This window comes from Chryseobacterium oncorhynchi (genome assembly GCF_002899895.1).
Lineage (GTDB): Bacteria > Bacteroidota > Bacteroidia > Flavobacteriales > Weeksellaceae > Chryseobacterium > Chryseobacterium oncorhynchi.
This window is the reverse complement of the sequence record NZ_PPEI02000002.1, coordinates 921,957-947,134: the sequence shown is the minus strand read 5'-3', so window position 1 is coordinate 947,134 and position 25,178 is coordinate 921,957. Positions and strand designations below refer to the sequence as shown.

The 25,178-nt window shown below is 35.8% G+C and carries 24 protein-coding genes and 3 tRNA genes; 21 read left to right on the top strand and 6 right to left on the bottom strand.

Annotated features, from left to right (window positions below):
• The first annotated feature begins 17 nt into the window (after positions 1-17).
• The 18 genes from C1638_RS09895 to C1638_RS09810 all read left to right on the top strand — a co-directional run bounded on the left by C1638_RS09895 (position 18) and on the right by C1638_RS09810 (position 14,090).
• Positions 18-908, top strand: coding sequence for a ParB/RepB/Spo0J family partition protein (locus tag C1638_RS09895; protein WP_076357478.1), 891 nt, complete (start codon positions 18-20; stop codon positions 906-908).
• On the top strand, positions 909-1,550 hold the full coding sequence (locus tag C1638_RS09890; protein ID WP_109620459.1) for a DUF5683 domain-containing protein: 642 nt from the start codon (positions 909-911) through the stop codon (positions 1,548-1,550).
• 56 nt (positions 1,551-1,606) lie between these two features.
• Complete coding sequence (gene dapB / locus C1638_RS09885; RefSeq protein ID WP_109620457.1) at positions 1,607-2,308, top strand: 4-hydroxy-tetrahydrodipicolinate reductase; 702 nt, start codon at positions 1,607-1,609, stop codon at positions 2,306-2,308.
• 136 nt (positions 2,309-2,444) lie between these two features.
• Positions 2,445-4,094, top strand: a complete 1,650-nt coding sequence (gene lepB, locus C1638_RS09880) for a signal peptidase I (RefSeq protein ID WP_109620455.1) — start codon at positions 2,445-2,447, stop codon at positions 4,092-4,094.
• Positions 4,095-4,153: 59 nt separating this feature from the next.
• Positions 4,154-4,777 (top strand): WbqC family protein, encoded by a 624-nt coding sequence (locus tag C1638_RS09875; protein ID WP_438829978.1) that lies wholly within the window; start codon positions 4,154-4,156, stop codon positions 4,775-4,777.
• A 90-nt stretch (positions 4,778-4,867) separates the two neighbouring features.
• Complete coding sequence (locus tag C1638_RS09870) at positions 4,868-6,541, top strand: S8 family serine peptidase (RefSeq protein WP_109620453.1); 1,674 nt, start codon at positions 4,868-4,870, stop codon at positions 6,539-6,541.
• A gap of 227 nt (positions 6,542-6,768) precedes the next feature.
• A complete protein-coding gene (locus C1638_RS09865) occupies positions 6,769-7,260 on the top strand; it encodes a lipocalin family protein (protein ID WP_076357488.1) in 492 nt (163 codons plus the stop codon).
• 24 nt (positions 7,261-7,284) lie between these two features.
• Positions 7,285-7,974, top strand: a complete 690-nt coding sequence (locus C1638_RS09860; RefSeq protein ID WP_109620451.1) for a YiaD family glycine zipper/OmpA-like lipoprotein — start codon at positions 7,285-7,287, stop codon at positions 7,972-7,974.
• Positions 7,975-8,081: 107 nt separating this feature from the next.
• On the top strand, positions 8,082-8,969 hold the full coding sequence (locus C1638_RS09855) for a decaprenyl-phosphate phosphoribosyltransferase (RefSeq protein ID WP_076357493.1): 888 nt from the start codon (positions 8,082-8,084) through the stop codon (positions 8,967-8,969).
• The gene (locus C1638_RS09850; RefSeq protein ID WP_109620449.1) at positions 8,966-10,285 is read left to right on the top strand and encodes an FAD-binding oxidoreductase; all 1,320 of its coding nucleotides are present in this window, start codon (positions 8,966-8,968) and stop codon (positions 10,283-10,285) included. The genes C1638_RS09855 and C1638_RS09850 overlap by 4 nt, the downstream gene beginning before the upstream one ends.
• Positions 10,285-11,010: an SDR family NAD(P)-dependent oxidoreductase gene (locus C1638_RS09845; RefSeq protein ID WP_109620447.1), complete on the top strand. Its 726-nt coding sequence runs from the start codon at positions 10,285-10,287 to the stop codon at positions 11,008-11,010. The genes C1638_RS09850 and C1638_RS09845 overlap by 1 nt, the downstream gene beginning before the upstream one ends.
• Positions 11,011-11,012: 2 nt before the next feature.
• On the top strand, positions 11,013-11,600 hold the full coding sequence (locus tag C1638_RS09840; protein ID WP_109620445.1) for an HAD family hydrolase: 588 nt from the start codon (positions 11,013-11,015) through the stop codon (positions 11,598-11,600).
• A gap of 24 nt (positions 11,601-11,624) precedes the next feature.
• Positions 11,625-12,098 (top strand): hypothetical protein, encoded by a 474-nt coding sequence (locus C1638_RS09835; protein ID WP_109620443.1) that lies wholly within the window; start codon positions 11,625-11,627, stop codon positions 12,096-12,098.
• Positions 12,099-12,100: 2 nt separating this feature from the next.
• Entirely contained in the window at positions 12,101-13,276 is a 1,176-nt protein-coding gene (locus tag C1638_RS09830) for a cysteine desulfurase family protein (RefSeq protein WP_109620441.1), read from the top strand.
• An 84-nt stretch (positions 13,277-13,360) separates the two neighbouring features.
• The gene (gene trxA / locus C1638_RS09825) at positions 13,361-13,678 is read left to right on the top strand and encodes a thioredoxin (protein ID WP_027374941.1); all 318 of its coding nucleotides are present in this window, start codon (positions 13,361-13,363) and stop codon (positions 13,676-13,678) included.
• 128 nt (positions 13,679-13,806) lie between these two features.
• Positions 13,807-13,880, top strand: a tRNA-Asp gene (locus tag C1638_RS09820).
• A gap of 30 nt (positions 13,881-13,910) precedes the next feature.
• Positions 13,911-13,984, top strand: a tRNA-Asp gene (locus tag C1638_RS09815).
• A 32-nt stretch (positions 13,985-14,016) separates the two neighbouring features.
• A tRNA-Asp gene (locus tag C1638_RS09810) sits at positions 14,017-14,090 on the top strand.
• Positions 14,091-14,258: 168 nt separating this feature from the next.
• On the opposite strand, the gene C1638_RS09805 is transcribed toward C1638_RS09810, so the two are convergent.
• The 3 genes from C1638_RS09805 to C1638_RS09795 form a co-directional block, all read right to left on the bottom strand.
• Entirely contained in the window at positions 14,259-15,440 is a 1,182-nt protein-coding gene (locus C1638_RS09805) for a phosphatidylinositol-specific phospholipase C domain-containing protein (RefSeq protein ID WP_109620439.1), read from the bottom strand.
• A 19-nt stretch (positions 15,441-15,459) separates the two neighbouring features.
• Positions 15,460-18,306, bottom strand: coding sequence for a TonB-dependent receptor (locus tag C1638_RS09800; RefSeq protein ID WP_109620437.1), 2,847 nt, complete (start codon positions 18,304-18,306; stop codon positions 15,460-15,462).
• Between the two features lie 136 nt (positions 18,307-18,442).
• Complete coding sequence (locus C1638_RS09795) at positions 18,443-19,492, bottom strand: AraC family transcriptional regulator (RefSeq protein ID WP_109620435.1); 1,050 nt, start codon at positions 19,490-19,492, stop codon at positions 18,443-18,445.
• 143 nt (positions 19,493-19,635) lie between these two features.
• Here C1638_RS09795 and C1638_RS09790 point away from each other — a divergent pair, with 143 nt between their 5' ends.
• The 3 genes from C1638_RS09790 (at position 19,636) to C1638_RS09780 (ending at position 22,491) form a co-directional block, all read left to right on the top strand.
• A complete protein-coding gene (locus C1638_RS09790; RefSeq protein WP_123838364.1) occupies positions 19,636-20,061 on the top strand; it encodes a hypothetical protein in 426 nt (141 codons plus the stop codon).
• Between the two features lie 515 nt (positions 20,062-20,576).
• Positions 20,577-21,335: a response regulator transcription factor gene (locus C1638_RS09785; protein WP_109620431.1), complete on the top strand. Its 759-nt coding sequence runs from the start codon at positions 20,577-20,579 to the stop codon at positions 21,333-21,335.
• 112 nt (positions 21,336-21,447) lie between these two features.
• Positions 21,448-22,491 carry a L,D-transpeptidase gene (locus C1638_RS09780; protein ID WP_185140421.1) on the top strand — a complete coding sequence of 348 codons (1,044 nt, stop codon included), beginning with the start codon at positions 21,448-21,450 and terminating at the stop codon, positions 22,489-22,491.
• Here C1638_RS09780 and C1638_RS09775 read toward each other — a convergent pair.
• The 3 genes from C1638_RS09775 to C1638_RS09765 all read right to left on the bottom strand — a co-directional run bounded on the left by C1638_RS09775 (position 22,484) and on the right by C1638_RS09765 (position 25,093).
• A complete protein-coding gene (locus tag C1638_RS09775) occupies positions 22,484-23,011 on the bottom strand; it encodes a hypothetical protein (protein WP_109620429.1) in 528 nt (175 codons plus the stop codon). The genes C1638_RS09780 and C1638_RS09775 overlap by 8 nt on opposite strands.
• A 3-nt stretch (positions 23,012-23,014) precedes the next feature.
• Entirely contained in the window at positions 23,015-24,334 is a 1,320-nt protein-coding gene (locus C1638_RS09770; RefSeq protein WP_109620427.1) for a PDZ domain-containing protein, read from the bottom strand.
• 120 nt (positions 24,335-24,454) lie between these two features.
• Positions 24,455-25,093 (bottom strand): alpha/beta hydrolase, encoded by a 639-nt coding sequence (locus tag C1638_RS09765; protein ID WP_109620425.1) that lies wholly within the window; start codon positions 25,091-25,093, stop codon positions 24,455-24,457.
• Between the last annotated feature and the right edge of the window lie 85 nt (positions 25,094-25,178).

Genomic DNA, 25,178 nt, shown 5'->3' with positions numbered 1-25,178 from the left:
ATTTATCAATTATATCTATGAAGGACAAAAAAAGAGCTATGGGACGTGGTTTGGGCGCCATTTTAAGTGCAGAATCTAAAGCAACTATTAATTCAGCTACCGATGAGGGAGCAGATAAGTTTGTGGGAAATATAGTAGAAGTTGCGCTTGAAGATATTTATCCTAACCCGACGCAGCCGAGAACTTATTTTGATGAAAAAGCATTAAACGAACTTGCGCAGTCTATTAAGAATCTGGGTGTAATCCAGCCTATTACCCTAAGGAAAGATGGTGAGAAGTTTGAAATTATATCTGGGGAAAGACGTTACAGAGCAACTAAAATTGCCGGTTTAACGACTATTCCTGCTTATATTCGTTTAGTAAACGATCAGGAACTTCTGGAGATGGCTCTTGTTGAGAATATTCAGAGAGAAGATCTTGATGCCATCGAAATTGCCCTTACTTATCATAGACTTTTGGAGGAAATTGGTCTTACTCAGGAAAATCTGAGCCAGAGAATTGGAAAAGATAGAAGTACAATTACCAATTCCATCAGGCTTTTAAGATTGAACCCGGATATTCAGAATGCCATCAGAAGCGGTGAAATTTCTGCAGGACACGGAAGAGCAATCATCAGTCTTGAAAGTGAGGAAGATCAACAGGTTTTATTTGACCTTATTATCAAGGAAAAATTAAATGTTCGTCAGGCTGAACAGGCTGCTGCTGCATTGAAAAACCCGAAATCTCCTGCAGCAAAAAAAGTAAATGCTGAGCTTTCCAATAACTATAAAAGAGCACAGAAGACCATCGCTGACATCCTGGATGTAAAAGTGGAAATCAAGGCTTCTGGAAATGGTAAAAAAGGTAAAATTGTTCTGGACTTCAAAAATGAAGAAGAGCTGGAATATATTTTATCCCATATTAAATAAATGAAGAAAATATTTTTCACATTTTTCTTGTGTATCGCTGTAATGGCTTATTCACAAGTTGTAGCCCCTATTGATACTGTTCAGGTACAAACACCTCCGAAAGAGAATGTTCCTGCAGTAAAACCTGGAAAAACAGAATCTAAGATCATTGCTGACTTAGAAAATGCCAATGGGCCCACAAGAAAAACCGTAAAGTTAAATCCTACCCGAGCAGGACTGTATTCAGCCGTTTTACCGGGATTGGGGCAGTTTTACAATAAAAAATACTGGAAGATTCCAATTGTTTGGGGTGCAGTAGGAGCAGGTGTTGGTATTGCAGCTTGGAATGACAGCCAGTACAGGAAATACCGTGAATACTATGTTGCTAAGCTTAACGGTACACCTAATGAATTCGTAGACAGCCATCCTTGGCTGGACAAGAAAGCTTTAGGAAATGCACAGGACAGGGCTAAAAGACAAAGAGACTATGCCATTGCCATTACAGGATTAATCTACATTTTAAATATTGTAGATGCAGTAGTGGATGCTCATCTTTATGAAAGCCGCCATGATCCGGATCTTACCTTTAAGCCATCAGTTATCCAAGATCAATATGGTTATGATGCGCCAAAAACAGGATTTGTTTTAAGTTATAGATTTTAACATAATAAATACATCAGACTGAAAAAGTCTGGGTAGTAATAAAAATAAGAGATTATATGAAAATAGCATTAGTTGGTTATGGGAAAATGGGTAAGATCATTGATGAGATTGCTCAAAAAAGAGGTCATGAAGTAGTTGCCCGCCTAAAGGAAACCCCAACTTCTGAAAATCTTAATAATCCCGATGTTGTTATCGAGTTTTCCTTGCCGGAAGTTGCATTTGAAAATATAAAGGCTTGCCTTGAAAATAAAATCCCTGTTATCTGTGGAACCACAGGCTGGCTTGAGAAAAGAGATGAAATAGAAAAACTGGCTGTAGAAAACGATACAGCATTCCTATATGGTTCAAATTTCAGCTTAGGAGTTAATCTGTTCTTTGCCCTAAACGAAAGACTTGCGGATCTAATGAAAAATGTAGATGAATATTCTTGTCAATTAGAAGAAATTCATCACATTCACAAAAAAGATGCACCAAGCGGAACTGCTATTTCAATAGCTGAGGGAATTATCAATAACAACCCGAAATTTGAAGCATGGAAACTGGAAGAAACCAAAGGGGATCAACTTGGAATTTTTGCCATTCGTGAGGATGAGGTTCCGGGAACTCACAGCGTTTTCTACAGAAGTGAAGTAGATGAAATCGAGATCAAACATACTGCATTCAATAGAAATGGTTTTGCATTAGGAGCTGTAGTCGCTGCAGAATGGATCAAAGATAAAAAAGGAAACTTCGGAATGAAAGATGTTTTGGGGCTTTAATTTGTAACAAATTCTGTAAATTGCAGACAAATTATACAGATGAATGATGAATAGTGAATTATAAATAGCATATAGCTGTTATCATTTATTACTCATCATTTATCATTTTATATCATAAGAATAGGCACAAAAATTTATGAATTATTTTTTAACTTATACAGTGTATGTCCTCATTTTATCCATATTAATGGGGGTTTCAACTTGGAAGTTGTTCAAGAAAATGGGGTATAGCCCCTTATTTGCATTTATACCTTTCTACAACTACTTTATCATTTTAAAAGAAACCAAACATCCAAAGTGGTGGGCTATCCTGTCGTATCTTCCGATTGTAGGACCAATCATGATGTCTGTTTTTCATCTTTATTTGATGAAAAAATTTGGAAAAACTCTTTTCAAAGATCAGATCCTTACAGTAATCCTGCCGTTTATTTATATGGCCACTGTAAACTATTCTAAAGATGTAGAGTTGGAAGAGGAAAATGCAAATGACCTATTCCTTACAGATGAAGAAAAAGAAGCAAAGAAGAAAGACACATTCTTAGGTTCTATTACCTTTGCTGTTGTTTTTGCAACAATTATCCACGTTTTTGTAACCCAGCCGTTCGGGATTCCTACAGGATCCATGGAAAGAACATTGTTGGTAGGTGACTTCCTTTTTGTAAATAAATGGAGCTACGGATACAGACTTCCAATGCGTCCTCTAGCCATACCTTTCCTTCAGGGAACGATCATGGATACCGGACAAAAAGGAAATCCAAAAGATGACCCGAAGTCTTACGTAGATGGAGTAAAGATGCCTTACACAAGAATCTTACAATTCAATAAACCACAAAGAAATGATGTGGTTGTTTTCAACTATCCTCAGGATTCTGTACATACAGCGATCGACAGAAAAGATCCATACGTTAAAAGATGTGTTGCCGCTGCAGGTGATAGTTTTGAAATGAGAGGGGGAAGACTTTTTGTAAACGGAAAACCGGAAACTGTTTTAGGAGATCAGGAAGTACAGCACAGATATATTGTAACTACAGAAAATCAACTGGATATTCCAACTTTATACAAAGCCTATGGATTCTTACCGGTTCAAGAGGTACAGCAGTCCAATGGAGGGTATCTTTATGCTTTCCAGGGATTGACAGATAAAACAGCTAAAGAAATTAAAGAACTTCCTCAGGTTATTGATATGAAAGAGGATGTTTCTGTTAAAGGAGAAGCTGCCGTATACTATAAAGATGAAGCTAAAACAAAAATTGATACAACACAATCTATATTTCCGATCAATAAACCTTGGAATCAGGACTGGTATGGCCCGGTAAGAATTCCTAAGAAAGGAGATGTTGTTGCCATCAATAATGAAACACTTCCTATGTACCAGTGGATTATCTCTGAATATGAACACAACAGTTTAGAGAAAAAGAACGGAAAAATCTTTATCAATGGAAAAGAAGCTAATCAATATACCATTCAACAGGATTATTATATGATGGTTGGAGATAACAGAGACGCTTCATTAGATGCAAGGTTCTTTGGTTTTGTTCCTGAAGAAAATATTGTAGGAAAACCAATGTTTACTTGGATGAGTGTACAGGGGGTATTCCCAGATGCAAGCTCAACGTATCAGGCCCCTAAGAAAATCCGTTGGGAAAGAATGTTTAAGGCAACAAACACAGGAGAAGCCAATAAAACTTCATACTGGTGGATTGCAGCAATGATTCTGATCTTGTTCTTCGGCTGGGAATACTTTATGAAATTATTTAATAAGAAAAAGTCAGAAGACGAAGCATAAAAATAAAATTAAACTTAAAATAAAATGAAGTATTTGAAAAAGTACTTCATTTTTACATTATGAATATGAAGAATGTTTTATTGCCGGTATTCTACATGCCACCGGTTTCATGGTTTTCAGTGTTTTTGGATGCTGAAAACGAAGTTGTATTTGAACAGTTTGAGAACTTTCCAAAGCAAACCTATAGAAACAGAGCCAATATCTATGGAGCCAACGGAAAACTATCTCTTATTATCCCTATCAATCATAATGGGAAGAGAGAGATAAAAGATATAGAAATCTCTTACAGAGAAGATTGGAGAGAACTTCACTGGAAGTCAATCAAAACAGCCTATCAGAGTTCTCCATATTTTGAATACTACGAAGATAAATTCAAAAAGATATTTGACCTCAAAGAAAAGTTTCTTTTGGACTTTAACCTTAAAGGGCTGGAAGTAATCCAACAGATACTTAAAACAGAAAAGGCACACTCTTTGAATGAAGAATATATCAAAAATCCTGAAAGTATCAATTTTAGAGAGAGATTTTCTGCGAAGACCTCCTCAGAATTTGAAATGGAAGACTATTATCAGACTTTCTCAGATAAATTAGGATTTTTGGAAGATTTATCGATTCTGGATCTTATTTGTAACAAAGGCCCCGAATCACTTACCTATATAAAGAAAATAAAACAGTCATATTAATATGAAATCGTAGAACCGGATTTTCTGATAAGTAAAAACAGATGACCTTGACGATTACATGTGACTTTATAATAAAATAAATATCAACATATGAAAAAGGTATTATTAGCTGCAGTTTTTTTGACAGGTTTTAGCTTCTCTTTTGCACAAGAGTCTAAAACTAAAAGTATTGACCCAAAAGAAGATAAAGATCTGATGATGTGGTATCATAAAGATTTTGGTACTTCAAAAGTATATGGTGTAAATACAGAAAATGCATATAAATATCTGGAATCAAAAGGTTTGAAGCCGAAAACAGTAATCGTAGGGGTTTTGGATAGTGGAGTACAGGTAGATCACCCAGGATTGGTGAAAAATATGTGGACAAATCCTAATGAAGTCCCTGGAAATGGAAAAGATGACGATGGAAACGGATATATTGATGATATCCACGGTTGGAACTTTATAGGGGGAAAGAATGGCGATATTGGAATTGATAACATGGAAGTAACCAGAGTTGTTGCGAAATATCAACCACTTTTCGAAGGAGATGATTCTGCTAAAAACAAAGCAAATCAAGCCAAAATGCCCGAAGAATTTGCTATGTACATGAAGGCTAGAGAACTTTTCACAAAGAAAAGCATCGAAGCAAAGCAAAACTTCCAAACTTATTCCATGATTAATGACCTTATCCCGAATATGGTAAAGTTATTGGCAGGAAAATCAGTTACTGCAGAAAATATTTCAGCAATTAAGAAACCTACAGAACAGAAAGATGCAATTGCTTTAGAAATTCTGGGACAGGTATCTCAAGGACCTGAATTTAAAGGAAAATCATCTGCCGAATTTGAAAAATTGATGAAAGAGCAAATGAAAGAAGCAATCGATCATTATGCCCCTTCAGCAAAACAATATGATCTTTCATACGATCCAAGAAAAGAAATTGTAGGAGATAATTATGATGATTATTCTGAAAAGAACTATGGAAATAATCATTATGAAGGCCCTGATGCTGAGCACGGAACACACGTTGCCGGAATCATTGCCGGACTTCCACAAGGAAAAGAAATACAGCATGGTATAGCTTCTAAGGTAGCTAAAATAATGACAGTAAGAGCTGTTCCGGATGGTGATGAAAGAGATAAAGACGTAGCTAATGCCATAAGATATGCCGTAGATAACGGTGCTAAAGTTCTGAATATGAGTTTTGGTAAACCGGTTTCTCCAGGTAAAAATGTAGTTTGGGATGCTTTCAAATATGCAGAAGACAAAGGAGTGCTTTTAGTAAAAGCTGCCGGAAATGAGAACGAAGATGTAGCTGAACATTTAGCATATCCTACAAACTTTAAAAACGTTACCGATGAAAAACCGTTTGTCAATAACGTAATTGTAGTTGGAGCAAGTACAAATGACAACAATGCTTTAAGAGCAAGCTTTTCAAATTATAATAAAAAAATGGTTGATGTTTTTGCTCCGGGAGAAAGAATTTATTCTACCGTTAAAGGAAGCAAATATGAATATCTGGATGGAACATCCATGGCATCTCCGGTAGTAGCAGGAGCGGCAGCGGTTTTATTGGCTTATATGCCAAATCTGAAACCGGTTCAGATTATTGAAGCATTGAAAAAATCAAGTAACCTAAGTCAATCAAATGGTTTTAATGATTTTTCTGGAGCAGGAGGAGTTATAGATGTAAAAAAAGCAGCAGAATATGCGTATAACAATTTTTATGACGGAACTAAAGCTCCTGTTGTAAAAAAAGCAACTAAAGCTGTTAGAAAATAATTATTAAAATATGTTTATAATATCCATTTTCGTAATCAGATAATCTGTAGGTTTCGGATGGGAAGCCAATGCAGCAGTATAAAAATTACCAAATGGAAACATGTTAAAATATTCATTTTTAATTACCTAATAAAGGAGTCCGAATTTTTTCGGACTTTTTTATTTTTAAATTGAAATTTTGGCACGGTTTTTTGTAACTTTATTGTAACAAAATAATAAACAACAAAATGAAAAAGTTACTACTTGCAGGGATGTTAGGAACATCACTTTTTGCAGTGTCTTGTTCCTCTGTGAATAACGCAGCTACAGCTCAAAATCAAAAAGCTGAATTTCTTAAATTAAAAGGAGATTGGCAGATTGTGAGCGTAGATTACGAAAAAGGATATAAAATTAAACCTTTTGACGAAGGTGCCGATGCTCAGTGTTTCGTAGGAAGCCACTGGAGACTGATCCCTAATAACTGGACAGGTGCTTATACCTTGAATGGAGGTGGAAGCTGCCCAGCTATTACACAGCCTATCAAATTTGAAATAAAAAACGGTGATACGTTTATGTTTAAAAAAATTATGGAGGGTACAAAAGCAAAACAAAATACTGCAGGTTATACTTTAACAGTAATCAACCAAAGTACAGATCAATTCTCTCTTCAGCAAGACGTTCCATTTGAAAATGGAAGCGTAAAAGTTGTTTACAACTTTGAAAGAGCTGGAATGAAATAATTTAACAACATAAAAGATAAAAAAATGAAATTTACTAAAACATACGTAGGAGCTCTATTCTTGTCATCAGCATTATTATTGACAAGTTGTGAAGCCGTTCAAAATTCAAATCACCAACAAAGAGGTACCGCTGTAGGTGTTGCATCAGGAGCCGTATTAGGAGGCATCCTTGGAAACAATGTAGGTAGAGGTGGAAATGGTGCTATTGGTGCCGTATTAGGAGGTATTATCGGTGGTGTTGCAGGTAACGTTATCGGTAACAAAATGGATAAGCAGGCTAAAGATATTAAAGAAACTTTACCAGGTGCTCAAGTAGAAAGAGTAGGAGATGGTATCAAAGTTACAATGAATGAAAGTATTGTAAACTTTGCTTTTGACTCTTCAAACCTTACTTCTGTAGCTCAAGGTAACCTTGAAAAACTAGCTCAGGTATTGATTAACAACCCTGATACTAATATCAACATCTATGGTCACACAGACAGCGTTGGTAAAGATGCTTACAACGTAGCCCTTTCTCAAAGAAGAGCAGATGCTGTAAAAGTGTATTTAGTAGGAAAAGGAATTGCTGGAAGCAGAATGTTCACAAAAGGTGAAGGTAAAAACATGCCAGTTGCAAGCAATGATACAGACGAAGGAAGAGCTAAAAACAGAAGAGTTGAATTCGCTATTACTGCAAATGAAAAAATGATTAACGATGCCAAGCAAGGGCAGTAATTAATTTAACATATAAATATTTTCGTAAAAGACCGCTTCGGCGGTTTTTTTTGTATTTTTAGGCTGGTAATTTTGAATTTATTATTTTTGCAATTGAAATAACATAAATGAAGAAATATTTTAAACTGCTCCGTGTGGAGCAATGGGTGAAAAACCTTTTTGTATTTGTCCCTCTATTCTTTTCTGGTAACATTACCAATGTAGAACTCCTTGCCAAAAGTATCTTTGCTTTTATTATCTTTTCGTTAGCTGCGAGTGTCGTTTATATCCTGAATGATTATAATGATATTGAAGCAGATAGAAAGCATCCTGAGAAGAGAAGACGTCCATTAGCAAGTGGTGCAATCTCAAAATCTAAGGCAATAGGAATTCTCATCGGGCTTGTCATCGCAGACATTGCCCTTGTGTTCATTGCTCAGCTTTATTTCCATCAGTTTTTATGGAAGTTCGGTACCATCATCGCTTTTTATGTAGTGATGAATCTAGCCTATACATTCAGGTTGAAACATGTTCCGATTATTGATATCTTTATCATTGCCATAGGGTTTGTATTACGAGTTCTTGCGGGTGGTTATATTACCGGGATTAGTATTTCGCAATGGGCGATCTTGCTTACGTTTGTATTAGCTTTGGTGCTTGCCATTGGAAAAAGGAGAGGAGAACTTATTAACGCTCAGGTTTCAGGAAAAACAAGAAAAGCATTAGATGGATATAATGTTCAGTTTGCAGATATTGCGCTGTCTATTTCCATAACGCTTGCTATCGTATGTTACCTGATGTTTACCCTGTCACCGGAAGTTCAGGCAAGATTCCATGAAAGAGTTTTCTACACAGTGGTTTTTGTAGTTTTTGCCCTTTTGAGGTACCTGCAACAGACACTTGTTTACAACAGAACAGAATCTCCCACAAAAATTGTGTATAGAGATCGTTATATACAGGTTACCCTATTACTTTGGGTTGCCGCATTTTTAATTCAAATTTACTTTAAGAAATGAAGCCGAATTTCACACAGAAAGTTACAAACTGGGGCAATTTCCCGGTAGTGGAAAAAGAAATGAGATCTGAAGACAGCTTCAAAAAAATAAAAGAGTTTGTACTCAATCACAATGAAGTTATCGCAAGAGGAAACGGAAGATGCTATGGAGATGCTTCGTTGGGAGAGACCATATTTTCTACCAAAAAATTAAATAAATTCATCAGTTTTGACCGCTTAAACGGAATTATAGAGTGCGAATCCGGAGTCTTACTTTCGGATGTACTTGAAATATCAGTTCCACAAGGGTATTTTCTTTATGTAACCCCGGGAACAAAATTTATTTCCGTAGGTGGAGCCATTGCTTCTGATGTTCATGGAAAAAACCATCATGCAGAGGGCTGCTTTTCAGAATATGTTATTGAATTTAAATTAATGACTGAAAACGGGGAAATTATTACCTGTTCAAGAGAAGAAAATTCTGGAAAATTTTGGGCTACCATTGGTGGAATGGGACTTACAGGAATTATTCTTACTGCAAAATTTAAGCTTAAAAACATAGAATCTGCATACATTCGTCAGGAAAGTATTAAAGCAGAAAATCTGGATGAGATCTTTAAACTGTTTGATGAAAGCGAAAGCTGGACGTATACGGTAGCATGGATTGATTGTCTTCAAAAAGGAAAAAATATCGGAAGAAGTATTCTGATGAGAGGTGAGCACGCCTTTCAACATGAATTGCCACAAAATATGGCAAAAACTCCTTTAAGATTAAAGGAAAAATTACAACCAACAATTCCGTTCTATTTTCCTGGATTTGTATTGAATGCATTGACGGTGAAAATCTTCAACTGGCTGTACTATAAAAAACAATCTAAAAAAGAGGTGAAGAACTTTATCGATTATGAAACGTTCTTCTATCCTTTGGATGCCATTAATGAATGGAATAAAATCTATGGAAAATCAGGATTTATACAGTATCAGATGGTTATTCCTAAAGAAGCAGGAAAAGAGGGAATGAAAAAAATTCTCGAAACAATAGCCAATAGTGGAAATGGTTCATTCCTGGCGGTTTTAAAGCTTTTTGGAAAACATAATCCGGAAGCTTACAACTCATTCCCGGTTGAAGGATATACATTGGCACTTGACTTTAAAGTGAATTCAAAACTAAAGAAACTGGTGGATCAATTAGACAGCATCGTACAGGAGTTTGGTGGAAGAATTTATCTTACCAAGGACAGTATGAGTAGATCATCATTGACCAATTACCTGAAAAATATTCAAAGTCCTAAATTTGTGTCTTTACAGCACAAAAGAATCATAAATAATAACTCATAATGATAGTTCTGGGAAGTACATCTGAAGTAGCACAAGCATTTGTGGAAAAAACACTTCAGGAAGGAGAAAAGTTTGAAAAAATCTATCTATTTACCTCAAATAAAGAAACTACAGAAAGATTTGCAAGACATATTGATGTAAAGTTTCTACAGCAGTCGGAAGTCATAGAACTGGATCTGATGAAAGAAATTGATTACAATAGATTTGATAATATCAATTCAAATGTATTATTTTGTGCCGTAGGATATTTAGGTGATGGAACAGAGGAGGGTTTGTATGATAATAAGAATACAGAGCGTATTATTAATATCAATTACTCCAAGCTGATTCCGTTAATGAATTATTTTGCTCATAAATTTGAAAGCAGAAGGTCGGGAACAATCATCGGTCTTTCATCAGTGGCAGGAGATAGAGGTAGACAGAGTAACTTTATTTATGGAAGTGCAAAGGCTGCTTTTACAGCATATCTGAGTGGTTTGAGAAACTATCTTTTTAGTAAAAAAGTACATGTTCTGACAATAAAACCAGGATTTATGGCTACCAAAATGACAGAAGGATTACCTTTGAATCCTAAGTTGACAGCCACTCCCAAACAAGCAGCAGCCTGCATTTATAAAGCTTTTAATAAGCAAAAAGATGTAGCATATGTCTTGCCGATTTGGAGTATTATTATGATGATTATCAGGAATATTCCTGAATTTATATTTAAAAAGTTAAAGCTTTAAAAATGAAAAAATTGTATTGTTTTGATTTTGACGGAACCCTGACGTATAAGGATACCATGTTTATGTATCTTAAATTCTATGATTCTACAAAATATAGAATACAATTTTTAAGACACGTTCCTCTCTTTATCCTGTTAAAGCTTAAATTGGCAGAAACAGAAAAAGTAAAGAAAAGTTTTATCGGATCTATCCTAAAGGGACAGACCCAGGAAAAAATTGAGCTAAAGTCTAAGCAATTTTTTGAGCAACACTACCCTAAGATTGTAAGAGAAAATGCCTTAGACTTTATACAAAATATCGATAGGAATAATACACAGAGTTTATTAGTAACAGCCTCATTAGATATCTGGGTAAAACCTTTTGCCGAGAAACTGAAAATGCAGCTTGTTTCTACGCGTGCAGAGTTTAAAAACGGTGTTTTCACAGGAAATTTTATCGGTAAAAATTGTAACGGAAAGGAAAAACTAGTCAGAATAAAGGAAGAAATCAATGATTCTAGATATGATAAAATTATCGCATTTGGTGATACTTCCGGAGATAAGCCAATGTTGAAATGGGCAAATGAGGGACATTACCAATTTTTTCACTAATTTTGGGTGATAAAAGTGTAAAAAATGAAAAGCCTGTTAATTGCATTGACAGCCCTGCTTATGAGCTGTACCAGTGCAACATCATCTCAACAAAAATCGCCTGATATGCAGAAAAACGCAGAACTTATTGCCTCTGAATCTCAAGGCGGAGCAAAGGAAAGTGGCTTTAGAATCATTAAGGATGAAAAAGAGTTCCTTGCTGTTGTAAAGGGGGGCTTTAACTTTGTAGAAGAAGGAAAAGAATCTGCCATCAACTATCCAAAATTCCCTAAAAATAAAAAAGTTGTTTTATATAATTTGGGAAGTTTCAGATCAGGAAGCCATACCATTAGTGAAATTAAAAGCATTTCTGTAAAGGATAATGTCCTATATGTAGAAGTTCCGGCAGGAGAACCATCCGGTGGAATGGAAATTCAGGTGCTTTCTAATCCTTGGTTTCTTTTTGCTGTTCCTGCAGATTACCAGTTTACCTCCGTAGAATTAAAATATTCAAAATAATAATGGATAAAATATATTTAGATAATGCCGCAACCACTCCGCTTGCAGATGAAGTTATAGATGCAATGATTGGTACAATGAAGATGAACTTCGGAAATCCGTCTTCAACCCACAGTTTTGGCCAGGAAGCAAAAATCCTTATTGAAAATGTAAGAAGACAGGTTGCAGACTATCTTCATGTAACTCCTGCTGAGATCATTTTCACATCTTGCGGAACAGAATCCAATAATATGATCATCAAATCCTCAGTAGAACATCTAGGGGTAGAAAGGATCATAAGCTCTCCTTTAGAACACAAATGTGTTTCTGAAAGTATTTTGGACATGAAAAGCAGAAAAGGGGTAGAAGTAAACTACATCCGTCCTAATGAGAAAGGAGATATTGACCTGAATAAATTAGAAGAACTCTTAAAAGCTTCAGATAAAAAGACGTTGGTAAGCTTAATGCATGCCAATAATGAGATTGGAAATATCGTTGATATTAAAAAAATTGCTGCATTATGCAAAGCGAATAATGCTCTTTATCATTCCGATACTGTAAAGACTATGGCTCACATGGAATTTGATTTTTCAGATATCCTTGTAGATTTTGCTTCTTGCAGTGCTCATAAGTTTCATGGTCCAAAAGGAGTAGGTTTTGCTTTTATTAGAAAAGCTACCGGTTTGAAAGGAATTATTACTGGTGGACCTCAGGAAAGAAGCTTGAGAGCTGGAACTGAAAATGTTGCCGGTATCGTAGGTTTAGGTAAGGCTTTAGAGCTTTGCATCAACAATATGGAGGCTTATGCTGCCCATATCAGAGAAATTAAAGAATACGCTATCGAAAAATTATCTGCAGAGGTTCCTCATATTAAATTCAATGGAAGAAGTGGAGAAATGGATCATAGTGTTGACAGTGTTTTAAGCGCATTGCTTCCATACAAAAATCCTTTGATCGGCCTTCAGTTGGATATGAAAGGGATTGCAATTTCTCAGGGAAGTGCATGCTCTTCTGGCGCATCTAAACCGTCAATGGTTATGATGATGGTGCTTTCTGAAGATGAAATGGATCATTGTACTCCATTACGTATTTCTTTTAGCCATATGACTACAAAGGCAGAAATTGACGCATTGGCGAATGCTCTAAAGGAAATTTCAAGTGATTACACTATAGAAAAAACTAATGTTGAGCATAGATAGTCTTATGATGTAAAAATTGTAATTTTGAAGACTCAACAAAGGGAAAAACAAGAAAATAATATTAATTAAAATAAAAGAAACAAAATGGCTTTAGAAATTACAGACAGCTCATTCCAGGATACAGTTTTAAAATCAGACAAACCAGTATTAGTTGACTTCTGGGCAGTGTGGTGCGGACCTTGTAGAACTTTGGGACCAATCATCGAAGAAGTTGCTTCAGATTTTGAAGGAAAAGCAGTAGTAGGAAAAGTGGATGTAGACAACAACCAGGAAATTTCAATGCAGTATGGTATCAGAAATATTCCTACTGTTCTTATTTTTAAGAACGGAGAGGTAGTAGATAAGTTAGTAGGTGTAGCTCCAAAAGAGGTAATCGCTGAGAAATTAAGCGCTCACTTATAAAAAAAACTATTGTGATAATGAACGCCTTCCGTTATTGGGAGGCTTTTTTTTTGAAAATAATTTGCGGGTAATAAAAAAAGGTGTAATTTTGCAACCACGAAAAAGAAACGAAGTTCTTTAACAAATCAGATCCGGTAGTTCAGTTGGTTAGAATGCCGCCCTGTCACGGCGGAGGTCGCGGGTTCGAGTCCCGTCCGGATCGCAGAAGTTTTATCAATTTCTTTAAAAAATTGATCCGGTAGTTCAGCTGGTTAGAATGCCGCCCTGTCACGGCGGAGGTCGCGGGTTCGAGTCCCGTCCGGATCGCATAAGTTTTGTCAATTTACTTTAAAAAAATTGATCCGGTAGTTCAGCTGGTTAGAATGCCGCCCTGTCACGGCGGAGGTCGCGGGTTCGAGTCCCGTCCGGATCGCAAGAAGTCTTCTAGAAATAGAAGACTTTTTTTTGTTTATATCATACGTTCTATTTCTATAGCTTTTGTATATCATAAGCTTGTAAAAAAGAAAGATGATTTACTGTAAAGAATATAAGGAATCTTAATGATAACACACCCGGTTCTGAAACAGAGCCGGGTGGTAAATTATTTACATGAAGTATTGATCGGATTGTTAAGATAACTTTCCCCCTGAGGTGGTTGCACGAAGTAAGGAGTACCATAGGTATTTCCTGTCCGGAAAAAATCTGTGGAAATAACCTGGGCACCACTGCTGAAAGCTGCTTTAGCGCGGGTGAAATCATTTTTCTTGGCTTCATAGGTCTCAATGTCTGACCTTGTTCTCACCATATAACCCTGCTTTACCAGATCCTGAATCTCTTTTTGTCTTACAATGGCATTATCCCGCAATATGAATCCGGCAAAGGAGTCCTCTGGTTCACTGTTCAAAAACATTATTCTTTCTTTTAGAGAACCATCTATAAGGTAAGGATTGTTTTTAGAAGATAAGGTACCTGCACTTCCAGGTAACAACATAAAAATGAATTTCCCCTTGCTCTCATTCAATGTTGGCCAATTGTTATGGATAACGGCTTCTTTTAATGTGCTGTATTTTCCTTGGACTTCTTTTGGAGTGATGATCTTATCTTTTCCGAGATACTTTATAATTTCTGCATCCAAGTCATCATAAGCCTTTTTGTCGAATGGTAAAACCTTTGTACTGTTTTCAAGAATAGGAAATCCTGAATCTTTTGCTTCAATCATCATAAAGATAGGAGTGTGTCCAGGATGTTGATCTGACCATGTACGAAGGGTAGTAAGCGCATCTTTTAAAGTAGGGTAATGGGTTCTGAAATCAATATCAGCCATATGCAATACTTTAAATCCTGGCTGGTCCAATCCTTTAGTATTAAAAGGAGCTAAATCCGTTACTTTTTTTGCTTTTAAAACTTCATAGGAGGCAGGGTGGCTGAACCTGTTGCCTTCCGGATCATAATAAACGTCTATTTCCAGACCACGGAGATTGGCATTCAGCTGTTCTATAAAATCAGGATGGTTATAATTTAACCCTTCTTTTAGATCCATCCCGTTGGGGTGATACTCTTTGAATTTAGCTTTTTGTTCTTCGGACATCATGCTGTCATATTTTTGCATCATTCCGCTAATGATTGGGTTCACCATATCCAAAACTTTGGGATCTACCGGTTGAGCATATGAATTATGCGTTCCCACAATCTGCAATTGATTGATCTTTGGATTCTGACATTGGTTTTGGGCCTGTACTAATGCTGTCATACAAAATGCAGCTCCGTATATATACTTTTTCATTGATGAATAAAATTTTTGATTAAAAGTTGTAGGTGAATCCCATTTGCCCTCGCATTCCTGAGTAGGAAATATTTTCTACACGGTCTTTTACTCCCATATAGTAGCGGTTGGGTTCATTGAAAATATTATTAAGCTCTAAAAACAGTCGAACTTTCTTTGAAATGCTGTATGAGGTAGAAAGATCCACGGTAAAGTTTTTATCGAAATATTGATAATGATCTGCACCGGCAGCAGCCCTGATCTCACTTACATAGTTCCCTTTATAATTCCCGGCAGCACGAAGCATAAATTTACTGGTCTCATAAAATAATATGGTGTTAAAGATATGTTTAGCCTGATTAGGAATTGTAGTGGACATGGTTCCGATCTGCTGACCGTTTTCATAGATTGGCATATTCATTTTGGAAGAGATATAGGTGTAATTCCCTTCAAAGCCTATATTTTTCAAAAATCCTGGCAGATTTTCAAAGCGCTTGGAGATTCCAAACTCAAAACCAAACAATTTTGCTGCTTCCAGATTTTTAGGAGAGGTGAAAGTATAGGTTCTGCCTCCAGTATCTATTACGGACTGATCTTTATAAATGAGATTGGTGATGTCTTTGTAGAATACTCCTGCTGTAATCAGATCCAACTTTCCAAAGTAGTTCTCAAACATAAGGTCAAAGTTGTTGGAAAATGTAGGATCTAGTTTAGTATTTCCCTGGGTGATGGTGTTGGTAATATCGTTTACGATAGTCCCTGGATTCAGATCGTTGAAATCTGGTCTTGCAAAAGAGCGGGTGTAAGCCAGTCTTAGAATACGGTCATTGCTGATATTCCATTTCATATTGACCATAGGAAGCAGGACATTGTAGGTTTTACTATCCTTGATCTCTTCTGTTTTACTATTCTTGTCTGAAACTACTTTTTTACCCCAGAATGTAATGTCATTGTATTCATTTCTGAAACCTCCCAATACCTGAAGCTGATCATTTACTCTCCAGGTTCCCATCATGTAAGCAGCCCATACATTTTCGGTACCTCGATAAGAACTTGTGATATTGGAACTGCTGTCTTTACTACTTACCTGCATCAAACCTAAGTTATTCTGTGTTGTTGGATGGTACATTTGATCGATCTGTCCATTGGTAATCTGATCAATGATAGCCGAATTATAAGGATTTCCAAGAGGGTTCATAAAACCACCTCTGTAAGGGAATGCTTCACGTTCAAGCTGGTTCATATAGGTTATAGGAGCTCCGGGGACTCCAAGAGACGATTTAGGCATCCATACCAGTAAAGAGCTGTCGACAATTTTATTTTTATTGTTATATTTTGTTCCGAATTTAAGTTCAAAGTTATCAGATACTTTATATTTTAAATCCATTTGCCCTCTAAGGTCTGTTTCACTGTTATGATTTTGGCTTAGGATAATTTGATTTAATCTTAATTTATCCGCTGCTATCATTTGCTGGTTATAAGGTAAAGTATAGCTTCCGGTATCTCCAATGCCATCAGGAGCATCCATAGCCATATATTTTCTTCCATCAGTGGAAAGTCCCCCATAGGTCATAGGTTGTACAAAATTCACCATAGGATAGCCTCTTTCATTTTTATCAAGGTTCTCCGGGGAATTGAATCTGAACTCTGAACGGGCTTTGGATAACGACCAGTTTACTTCAAGACGTTGCCCCACCTGATGATTTCCACCTACCTGCATAGAATAGAGGTCTGTAAGATAATCCGCATGACGAGCCTGAAGGGTTACATTTTTATTATCAAAATTAAAATAGGTTTCCCTTACCGATTGCCCATCTTTGTATTGGCTGTATAAACCTTTAAAATAGAGTTTATTTCTGCTGTTTATCTCATAATCAAAGCCTAAATTAAGTCCAAGTGTTCTTCGGTTGGCAAGATAATCACGAAGCTGCAGTTGATTGATAGAGTAGGAGGCTGTTTTGTCTTTCAATCCGTAGTTGAAAATATTTCTCATCTGATCTAGGGCAGTAGAACGCTCCCAGATAACTGCAGAACTAATAAATTTTAGTTTATTGGTAATCTTGTTTCCGTAGACAATTGAAGAGTTATATGTTGGGGCTTTCGACATATTAACGTATCCGGAAGACATACTGATTGCCAAGGTTTCTTTATTGGGAGAAGTTTTGGTAATGAAATCTACATTGCCACCAATAGCATCTCCATCCAGATCAGGAGTTAAGGCTTTAGATAAACGAACATTCTGAATGAGTTCTGAGGGGAAGATATCCATTTGTACACCACGGTTGGCATTATCGCCACTTGCACTTGGCATTCTGTTGCCATTTAGAGTAGAAGCGGTCCATTGTATAGGAGTACCTCTTACTGCTACAAAGCGTCCTTCTCCCATATCACGCTCAATAGATACTCCCTGCATCCGTTGTACTGCATCAGCAGCATTACGATCCGGAAGCTTTCCAATGGCATCCGCAGAGAGCACTTCTGTGATGGTATTGGAATTTTTCTTCATGGTAATCGCTCTGGCCTGCGAAGCTTTGTAGACACTGGTAACAACTACTTCCTGAATGTTGTTTTCTTTAAGTTTAGTTCCGAACTTAACCAATCCAAGGTCTACTTCCTTTTTGTCTGTAACATTGAAAGGAATATAAACCGTGTCATACCCTTTGTATTCTACAACAAGTTGGTAACTTCCATCATGAACATTATTCAGAACAAAAGATCCATCAGTGTCGGAAGTAACCTTTTGCCCACTGTTTTCGATATAAACCAAAGCATTAGGAAGGTTTCCCTGATTGTCTACTACAGTTCCGTGAACTGAGCTCTGTGCAAAGGCCAAAGGACCCAAAAGAAAAAATGCTGCTTTTGTTAGAAAAAGACTTTCTCGTGACATCTTAGTGAAATTTTTTGCAAAGATGTCAGGTCACCAAAAAGTTTTAGTTCATTTAAATTTCAGACTACCATTTCTTTAGAGTCTGAAGTGAACTGTGTTGTAAATCAGACAATTACTAATATTAAATAATTGTAACTTAGTGAATAAGTTGAGAAGGAAGACAGTCAAATTCCTTTTTAAAATATTTATAAAAAGTAGATTTGGATTTAAATCCACATTGAAAAGCAAGATCAATGACACTGGCAGATGGATCCTCCGATAATATCTGTTTAAAATGCTGAATACGGTTTCTGTTGGTATATTCGTGGAAATTGGTATTGAGGTGTTTATTAAAGGTAATGCTTAAATTGGCCTTACTTATTTTTAAATGGCTGGAAAGCAGATCCAATGTAAATTCTTCATCCAGATAAATATGACTTTCCTGATAAAAAGAGACAATGGCATTTTGTACAGTATCAAAATCTATTTTTGAAAGATCTTTATACTGATAGGTTTCTTTAGGGGCAGAAAGGTGAAGAGTATTCTGCTGTCCCAGCAGCTTGTACTGGTGCGTTAAAATATAAACGTACAAAATCCATCCAAACTGGAAAAGGAATAGCAGGCTATAGATTTTCTGATAAATCAGTGTATTCCAGCCCAATTGATAAACAGCCCAAAAAACCAATACTCCCAATAATACATAGCAAACCAGATAACGGAAATTACGGGACATGGGATGGATGATATTTTTACGGTATTTTGTTAGAAAATAAATACAGATAACAAGACAAGCAATCCAATAATAGCTATAGTAAATAAAATAAACCTGGTAAGATTTTATGATCATATTTGCCCAAGACAGATCAAAGATTTTTGCAGTCAGAGCAATTGCGTGATGAAAAACTACTAACGTGAGTGGGAAAATCAAATACTTAAGCTTATCTCTCCATTTTGCCTGAATTAAATAAGTGGTAATATACAGGAAAATGAGACCTTTAAAAACACGCAGACTTCCCGGAATTTCATATAAAACAGACTCATAGCCGAATCTTTGAATAATGAAATATTCATATCCCATGTCCAGTGCAACCACTCCGATATACAATAACAGCATATTCAGGACAGATTCTCTGTTTTTGATGAGAGATAATAATAAAGAGAGGGTGATGAGTGCCTGTAGTACAACTACCATAATGATGTATAACATGATAACTGATATTTTGTCAAAATTATAGATAATATGTACATGGTATCTTTAACAAATTATTAAATATCAATCTAGAAATGAATGGAGGAGGGTTTTGTAAAACTGAAAAGTTATTATTACTTTAGCATTTAAAGCAGAATTTGATGTCAAAAAAGAAGTTCATATTATTGTCAATATTGAAGACCTGGTTTTTTTCAACGGTTGTTTCAGCTGTTCTTCTCATTGTGTTTATGAACCTGACTAAACCCGAAGAGGGAGAACATCCGAGAAATTGCGATATGAGTGGTTTGGCTTATGGTCTTGTAATTATTTGGATTTTATTTCTAAGTATAGCCTCATTTAGCAGTCTGTTTTCTCTTTTAAAATCGTGTCAGAGCAAAATAAAAACAGCTCTGTGTTGGTTCTTTCTTCCAATTCTTTTCATCATCTATTATTTCTTTATGATTACTGAAGGACAAAAAATCAATGGAGAAGACATTCTATTTTTTCTGATTGCGAACTTTCCGTGGCTTGCCCTTTGGACATTTTTTTATTACAGATTCATTCAAATCATCCATAAAGAGTCATAAAAAGAGATTTATTTCTATGGATTGTAGGGGAGATCTTCTTGTATAATATAAAGCAAAAAAAATTACTGTCAATGAGACAGTAATAATAAATAATAATAGTCTGTGATAGGGTGTAGATCAGTGTGTGTTTCTAAGCAGAGATTTATGCTGATTAAAAGGCTGATCTTTTTGAACTGCTTTACATTCGGTCAATGTCATTTAATATTTTTGTCTGAATTAGGTGTCGTTGTCTGAGTTATTTACGATAAAAACTTCATTTGACGAGTCAACTTTTTTAGACCGAATTGTTTGGGCAGCTTCTTTATATCATGGTTATTGATGACAATGTTATATAAGCCTGTATGTACTTGTTTTTATACTCACCCTAGGTGGTATTTTAACAAAAGATACAATCATGCAAATCGTTTGCAAATCTATATCACGCCATTTTGAAAGTCGCTACACTTTTGTGTAGATTTGTAGTATTAAATCGAAAACTATCCTTTAGGGTAGTAAGTAGATGTTTTTAAGAAAAGATGGAAAGAATTAAAAGGTTTTTTAATGATAAAAATGAGATCAGCAAAGATGCCGATATTGATTTCAGCCAGTCCGGAGATTATCTGGAGGCTATAAAGGCACTTGCAAGAACCACATATCAAAGTCTGTATGTCATCAATTATCAAACCAAGGGATTTGAATATGTATCGGAAAATCCTCTTTTTCTGTGTGGCAAAACCTCGGAGGAAGTAAAAGAGTTGGGCTATGTTTTCTATTTTCAAAATGTAAAATCTGAGGATGTAGAAATGCTCATTAAAATTAATGAAGTAGGATTTGAATTTTTTGACAAAACTCCGATAGAAGAGAGAAAGCTGTATTCTATTTCCTATGATTTTTATCTTATCAACAGTAAAAAGAACCTTGTGCTTGTTAATCATAAGCTTACTCCAATGTTTCTTACAGAAGAGGGGCAGGTTTGGAAAGCTTTGTGTGCTGTATCCCTTTCTAATAATAGCTCTTCAGGAAATGTAATGCTTAGCAAGGAAGGCTCCAATGATATTTGGAAATATGACCTGACAGCAGAAAAATGGGAGAAAAGCGAAAAAATAAAATTGTCTTCCAGAGAATATGAAATTTTAAGCTTATATGCTAGTGGGTTAACAATCAATGAAATAGGGGCTAAGCTTTTTATTACGGCAGATACAGTAAAATTTCATCGTAAAAAGCTTTTTGAAAAAATTGGAGTTAATAATATTGCAGAGGCATTATCTTACGCTAAAACTAATAAACTGCTTTAGGAAACCTCCTTTACCACCGTTTTTTTACGGTATTTTTCAGAATGTCTTTTGGGATTCGATTTTAGGTCTGATATTTGTACTGGGTAGCCAAACTAAATGACCTAATTTATTTATGAAGAACATACTTGTGAAAAAATCATTTCTATATGCTTGCTTATGTGCAGTATTTCTTGTTTCCTGTAAGAAAGAAATAGAAAAAATAAGTGATACTTTTAAAGATACTGTTTCTGCCTCTGAGATTCCGGAAGCAGAAAAAGATTCTATAAAGAAAGATTCTGTTCCTGTGGTGAAAAAAGAATCTGCTCCACCTGTTATGCAGGAAAATGGCTTTTATAATGCATTTGTACTTCCAAAAGATAAAAAAATGAGGGACTCAGTATATGCAGAGTTCAGCAAGAAGTATGATGAGAAAGAGCGCACAGCTATTTTAGCCCTAAATAGGCTAGATTCTAAAAGCAAATGGAATGCTGATACATTGGTAGTTCCTGCTAAAATAGATACTACATTAATGGCTTATTCACCATTTCCAATGCAATTGGATGTACTAAGTGGCGTGAAAAAATTTGTAATATTCTCATATCCTATTCAGGCGTATGGTGTATACTCCAACGGAAGCCTTGTTAAATGGGGGCCAACGAGTATGGGGAAGAAAACAGCACAGACGACGAGAGGGCTTACATTTGCCAACTGGAAAAAGAAATTATCTATTTCCACAGTAAGCACTGAATGGAAGCTTCCTTACAACTTTAATATCCACAACATAGGAGGTATTGGATGGCATGAATATACTCTTCCCGGATATCCGGCTTCCCATTCTTGCCTGCGATTACTAAGAAAAGATGCACAATGGTTATATTCCTATGCTGATACTTGGATCCTGAATCCTGGTGGTGCCACCACAAAGGCAAAAGGTACAGCAGTAATGGTCTTTGGTGATTATAACTGGGGGGGAAGAAGACCTTGGAAGAAACTTCTGGATGATCCCAATGCCAATAACATTTCAGTGGAAGAACTTACGAAGCTATTGGAACCGGATGTTTCAAAAATGCTGAAAGAACAGGCTAATAGAGAAAAAGTAGCCGATTCCATTAAAACAGCAAGAGCTATGGCGACACCAGTTCCAAACGAAAGACCTACAGATACGCTGTCTAAATAATCTTCTTTTCAAATTGTAAAGTAGATTCTTCAGCAAACCGTCTTAATTTAAGCATTTCATCTTTCCCTTTATGCTGCCCGAATCTTGCAGCGAGATAGGTAAGAAGAATAAAAAATAACATAACAAAAGAAGCGCTCAGTGCCCAAGGGTATTCAGCGCTTTTTATTTGCTTTTCTACATAGTACATGGTGAAAAAGGTCATCCAAAGAATAGAAAAGGAGAAGTAAAGAAACATGAAAAACGTCCAAACCGCAGAGCTGGGACCAAATACTCCGCGTATTGCAATGTCATCATCCTCCATTTCAACTCTTAGGGCAAGGCGGGGTTTCCAGTAATTATCATATTCTGTTTCTACCCAAATGGTAGCAACTTCTTTGTTGATATTACCAGAAAATTCATCTTTATGTTCTACGAGATATTTCTTAAGATTCTCTGCATATTCTTCTTTCGTGAGATGGGTAAACATCTTAAATCTCGGTCGGGTTCTTATTCTGTCTAAGGTGGTTTCTTCGGTTTTCATATTCTATTCTTGATAGGGTATTGGGTCTTCTAAAGTGAAACGTAAAGTAAGCTCTTTGTTTTTTCTTTCAATAACCATAATAATACTTCGTCCTTCATCAGATTTCATAAGTTCTATGATTTTTTCCAGGGTCATATCTGAAGATCTGTTCCCATTGATACTGATAATTCTGTCATCTTTTTGTAGACCAGCTTCATAGGCGGGAGAATCTTTTCTTACCCCAGCAATGGAGAATATAGGTTTGAGACTGAATTTGTATTGAAAGGAATTTTTATATCCTTCAGATCCCATAGTTGCTAAGTTCTGGGTTTCAATATTAATTTTGTCCTGCTTCCATTCCAGACCATCCTGTTTGAAATCTAATCCACTCATATTAAAATGAAAAGGATCATTAAAGTTTCTGTTTTTCCTCAAATATAGTTTTTTGTTGGGATAATCAAAAATAACTGTAAACCGACGTGTAATTTCTCCACCAATGGAACCTTTTCTGTTTTCTACCAGATTTACATGCTGAATAGAAAATTCATCAGGCATTGCGGTAAGCGGTTTTTCAAATTTAAAATCTCCAAGATAAAAGTTATGAATTCTACTTCTTTTGCCATAAATATCTCCATTGAATCCCCGGCCAAGGAAATCGTCAATATTAGGTCGGTTGTACACGAAGTTTTTGATGAGAGTAGGGAAGAGCCATATAGCATCACTGTTTCCAAGGTCAATTAATAGCTTTGAATCCTTTTTTTCACTGGTCATTTCCACACCGGCATAAAGATAAGGTTTGTCTCTTTCAATGGTGATTGGGAGTTCTTCAAATTTTCTGATTTTCTTTTTTAAAAGATCTGTGTTTTCATAAACTGTAATTTTTTTTGAAATATAATCTATGAAAATAGGATGATCCTTGAAGAAATGGTAGCCTATAACTCCGTTTACAGGAATTCCTACGTGGGATGAAATATTGAATTCTTCATCAATAATCACATAAAGAGACATTGAAGTGTTTACAAGGACACTTCCAATTCGTCCGGTATTGCGATCAGACTTTAAACCGTCGATGCTTAAACTTCCACCAAGACCTGAAAATTTTATCTTTTCAACGTTTCCAAGTTTAAGGTCTTTATTCTCCAGGCTGAAGAGAATGGTTTCTGCTACTCCGGTATCCAATAGAAAGGTAAGCTCTGCACCATTTACATTAATAGGGATAAAGATCAGGTTGTTGATAAACTGAAAAGGGATAACTGCTTTTTTTGTATTAATTAACTCAAAGGAGTTCTGGGCATGGGCAAAAATGCATAAAAGTAATCCCAGTAAAAAGAGCCGTGGTTTCATTTACTGAATTTACTGAATTTATCTTTATTGTAATAAAAAAACATTCCAAATACAGGAATGTTTGTATAAACTACAATGATGTAGTGGTATTTGTTGAATTTATTTGAAATTGATTCTAGTCTATTTAGAGAAGAATTCCATTAAATCCATGTAGTTTTTCTGATTGACACCATGTCCGCTCATATATTCTCTGAAAGTGAAATAGCAGCTTAGATCATACAACAGATCAGCCGCTTTTCTTCCCCATTCAAGTGGAATAACAGCATCATCTGTACCATGAGATACAAAGAATCGAAGTCTTTCCAGTTTCTTTTTATCCTTTACAATACCATCCAGAATTTTTTCTTCAGGATAAGAACTCATACAGGCTATTTTATTAAACAGTTCGGGATATTTAAGTGCCAGAGCATAGCATAATATTCCTCCCTGACTGAATCCGCACAAGTGCACATTGCTTTCAGTAAGTCCATAATGATTGATCACTTTTAGTATACTTTCCAATGCAGAATTTAAAGATTCTTTAGCTTGGGGAACATCCATAAAGTTCTCAGGTTCATTGAAATTAATATCAAACCAAGAATATCCTTCAAACTGCGTATCTCTCGGAGCTCTGAAGCTGACGATGATCCAATCATTCGGAAGCGTTTCTCTAAAGCTGAAAAGGTCCTGCTCATTGCTGCCGTAGCCATGAAGCATAAAAAGTATAGGAGTAGTAGAGGTAATATTTTCCGGCTCTCTTACTATGTAATCTAAATTCATACAGCAAATATAATTAATAAATTACATTGTAAATCCTAACTTTTGCTATTCATATAATAGTCAATTTTAATCATAAAAAAGGCTA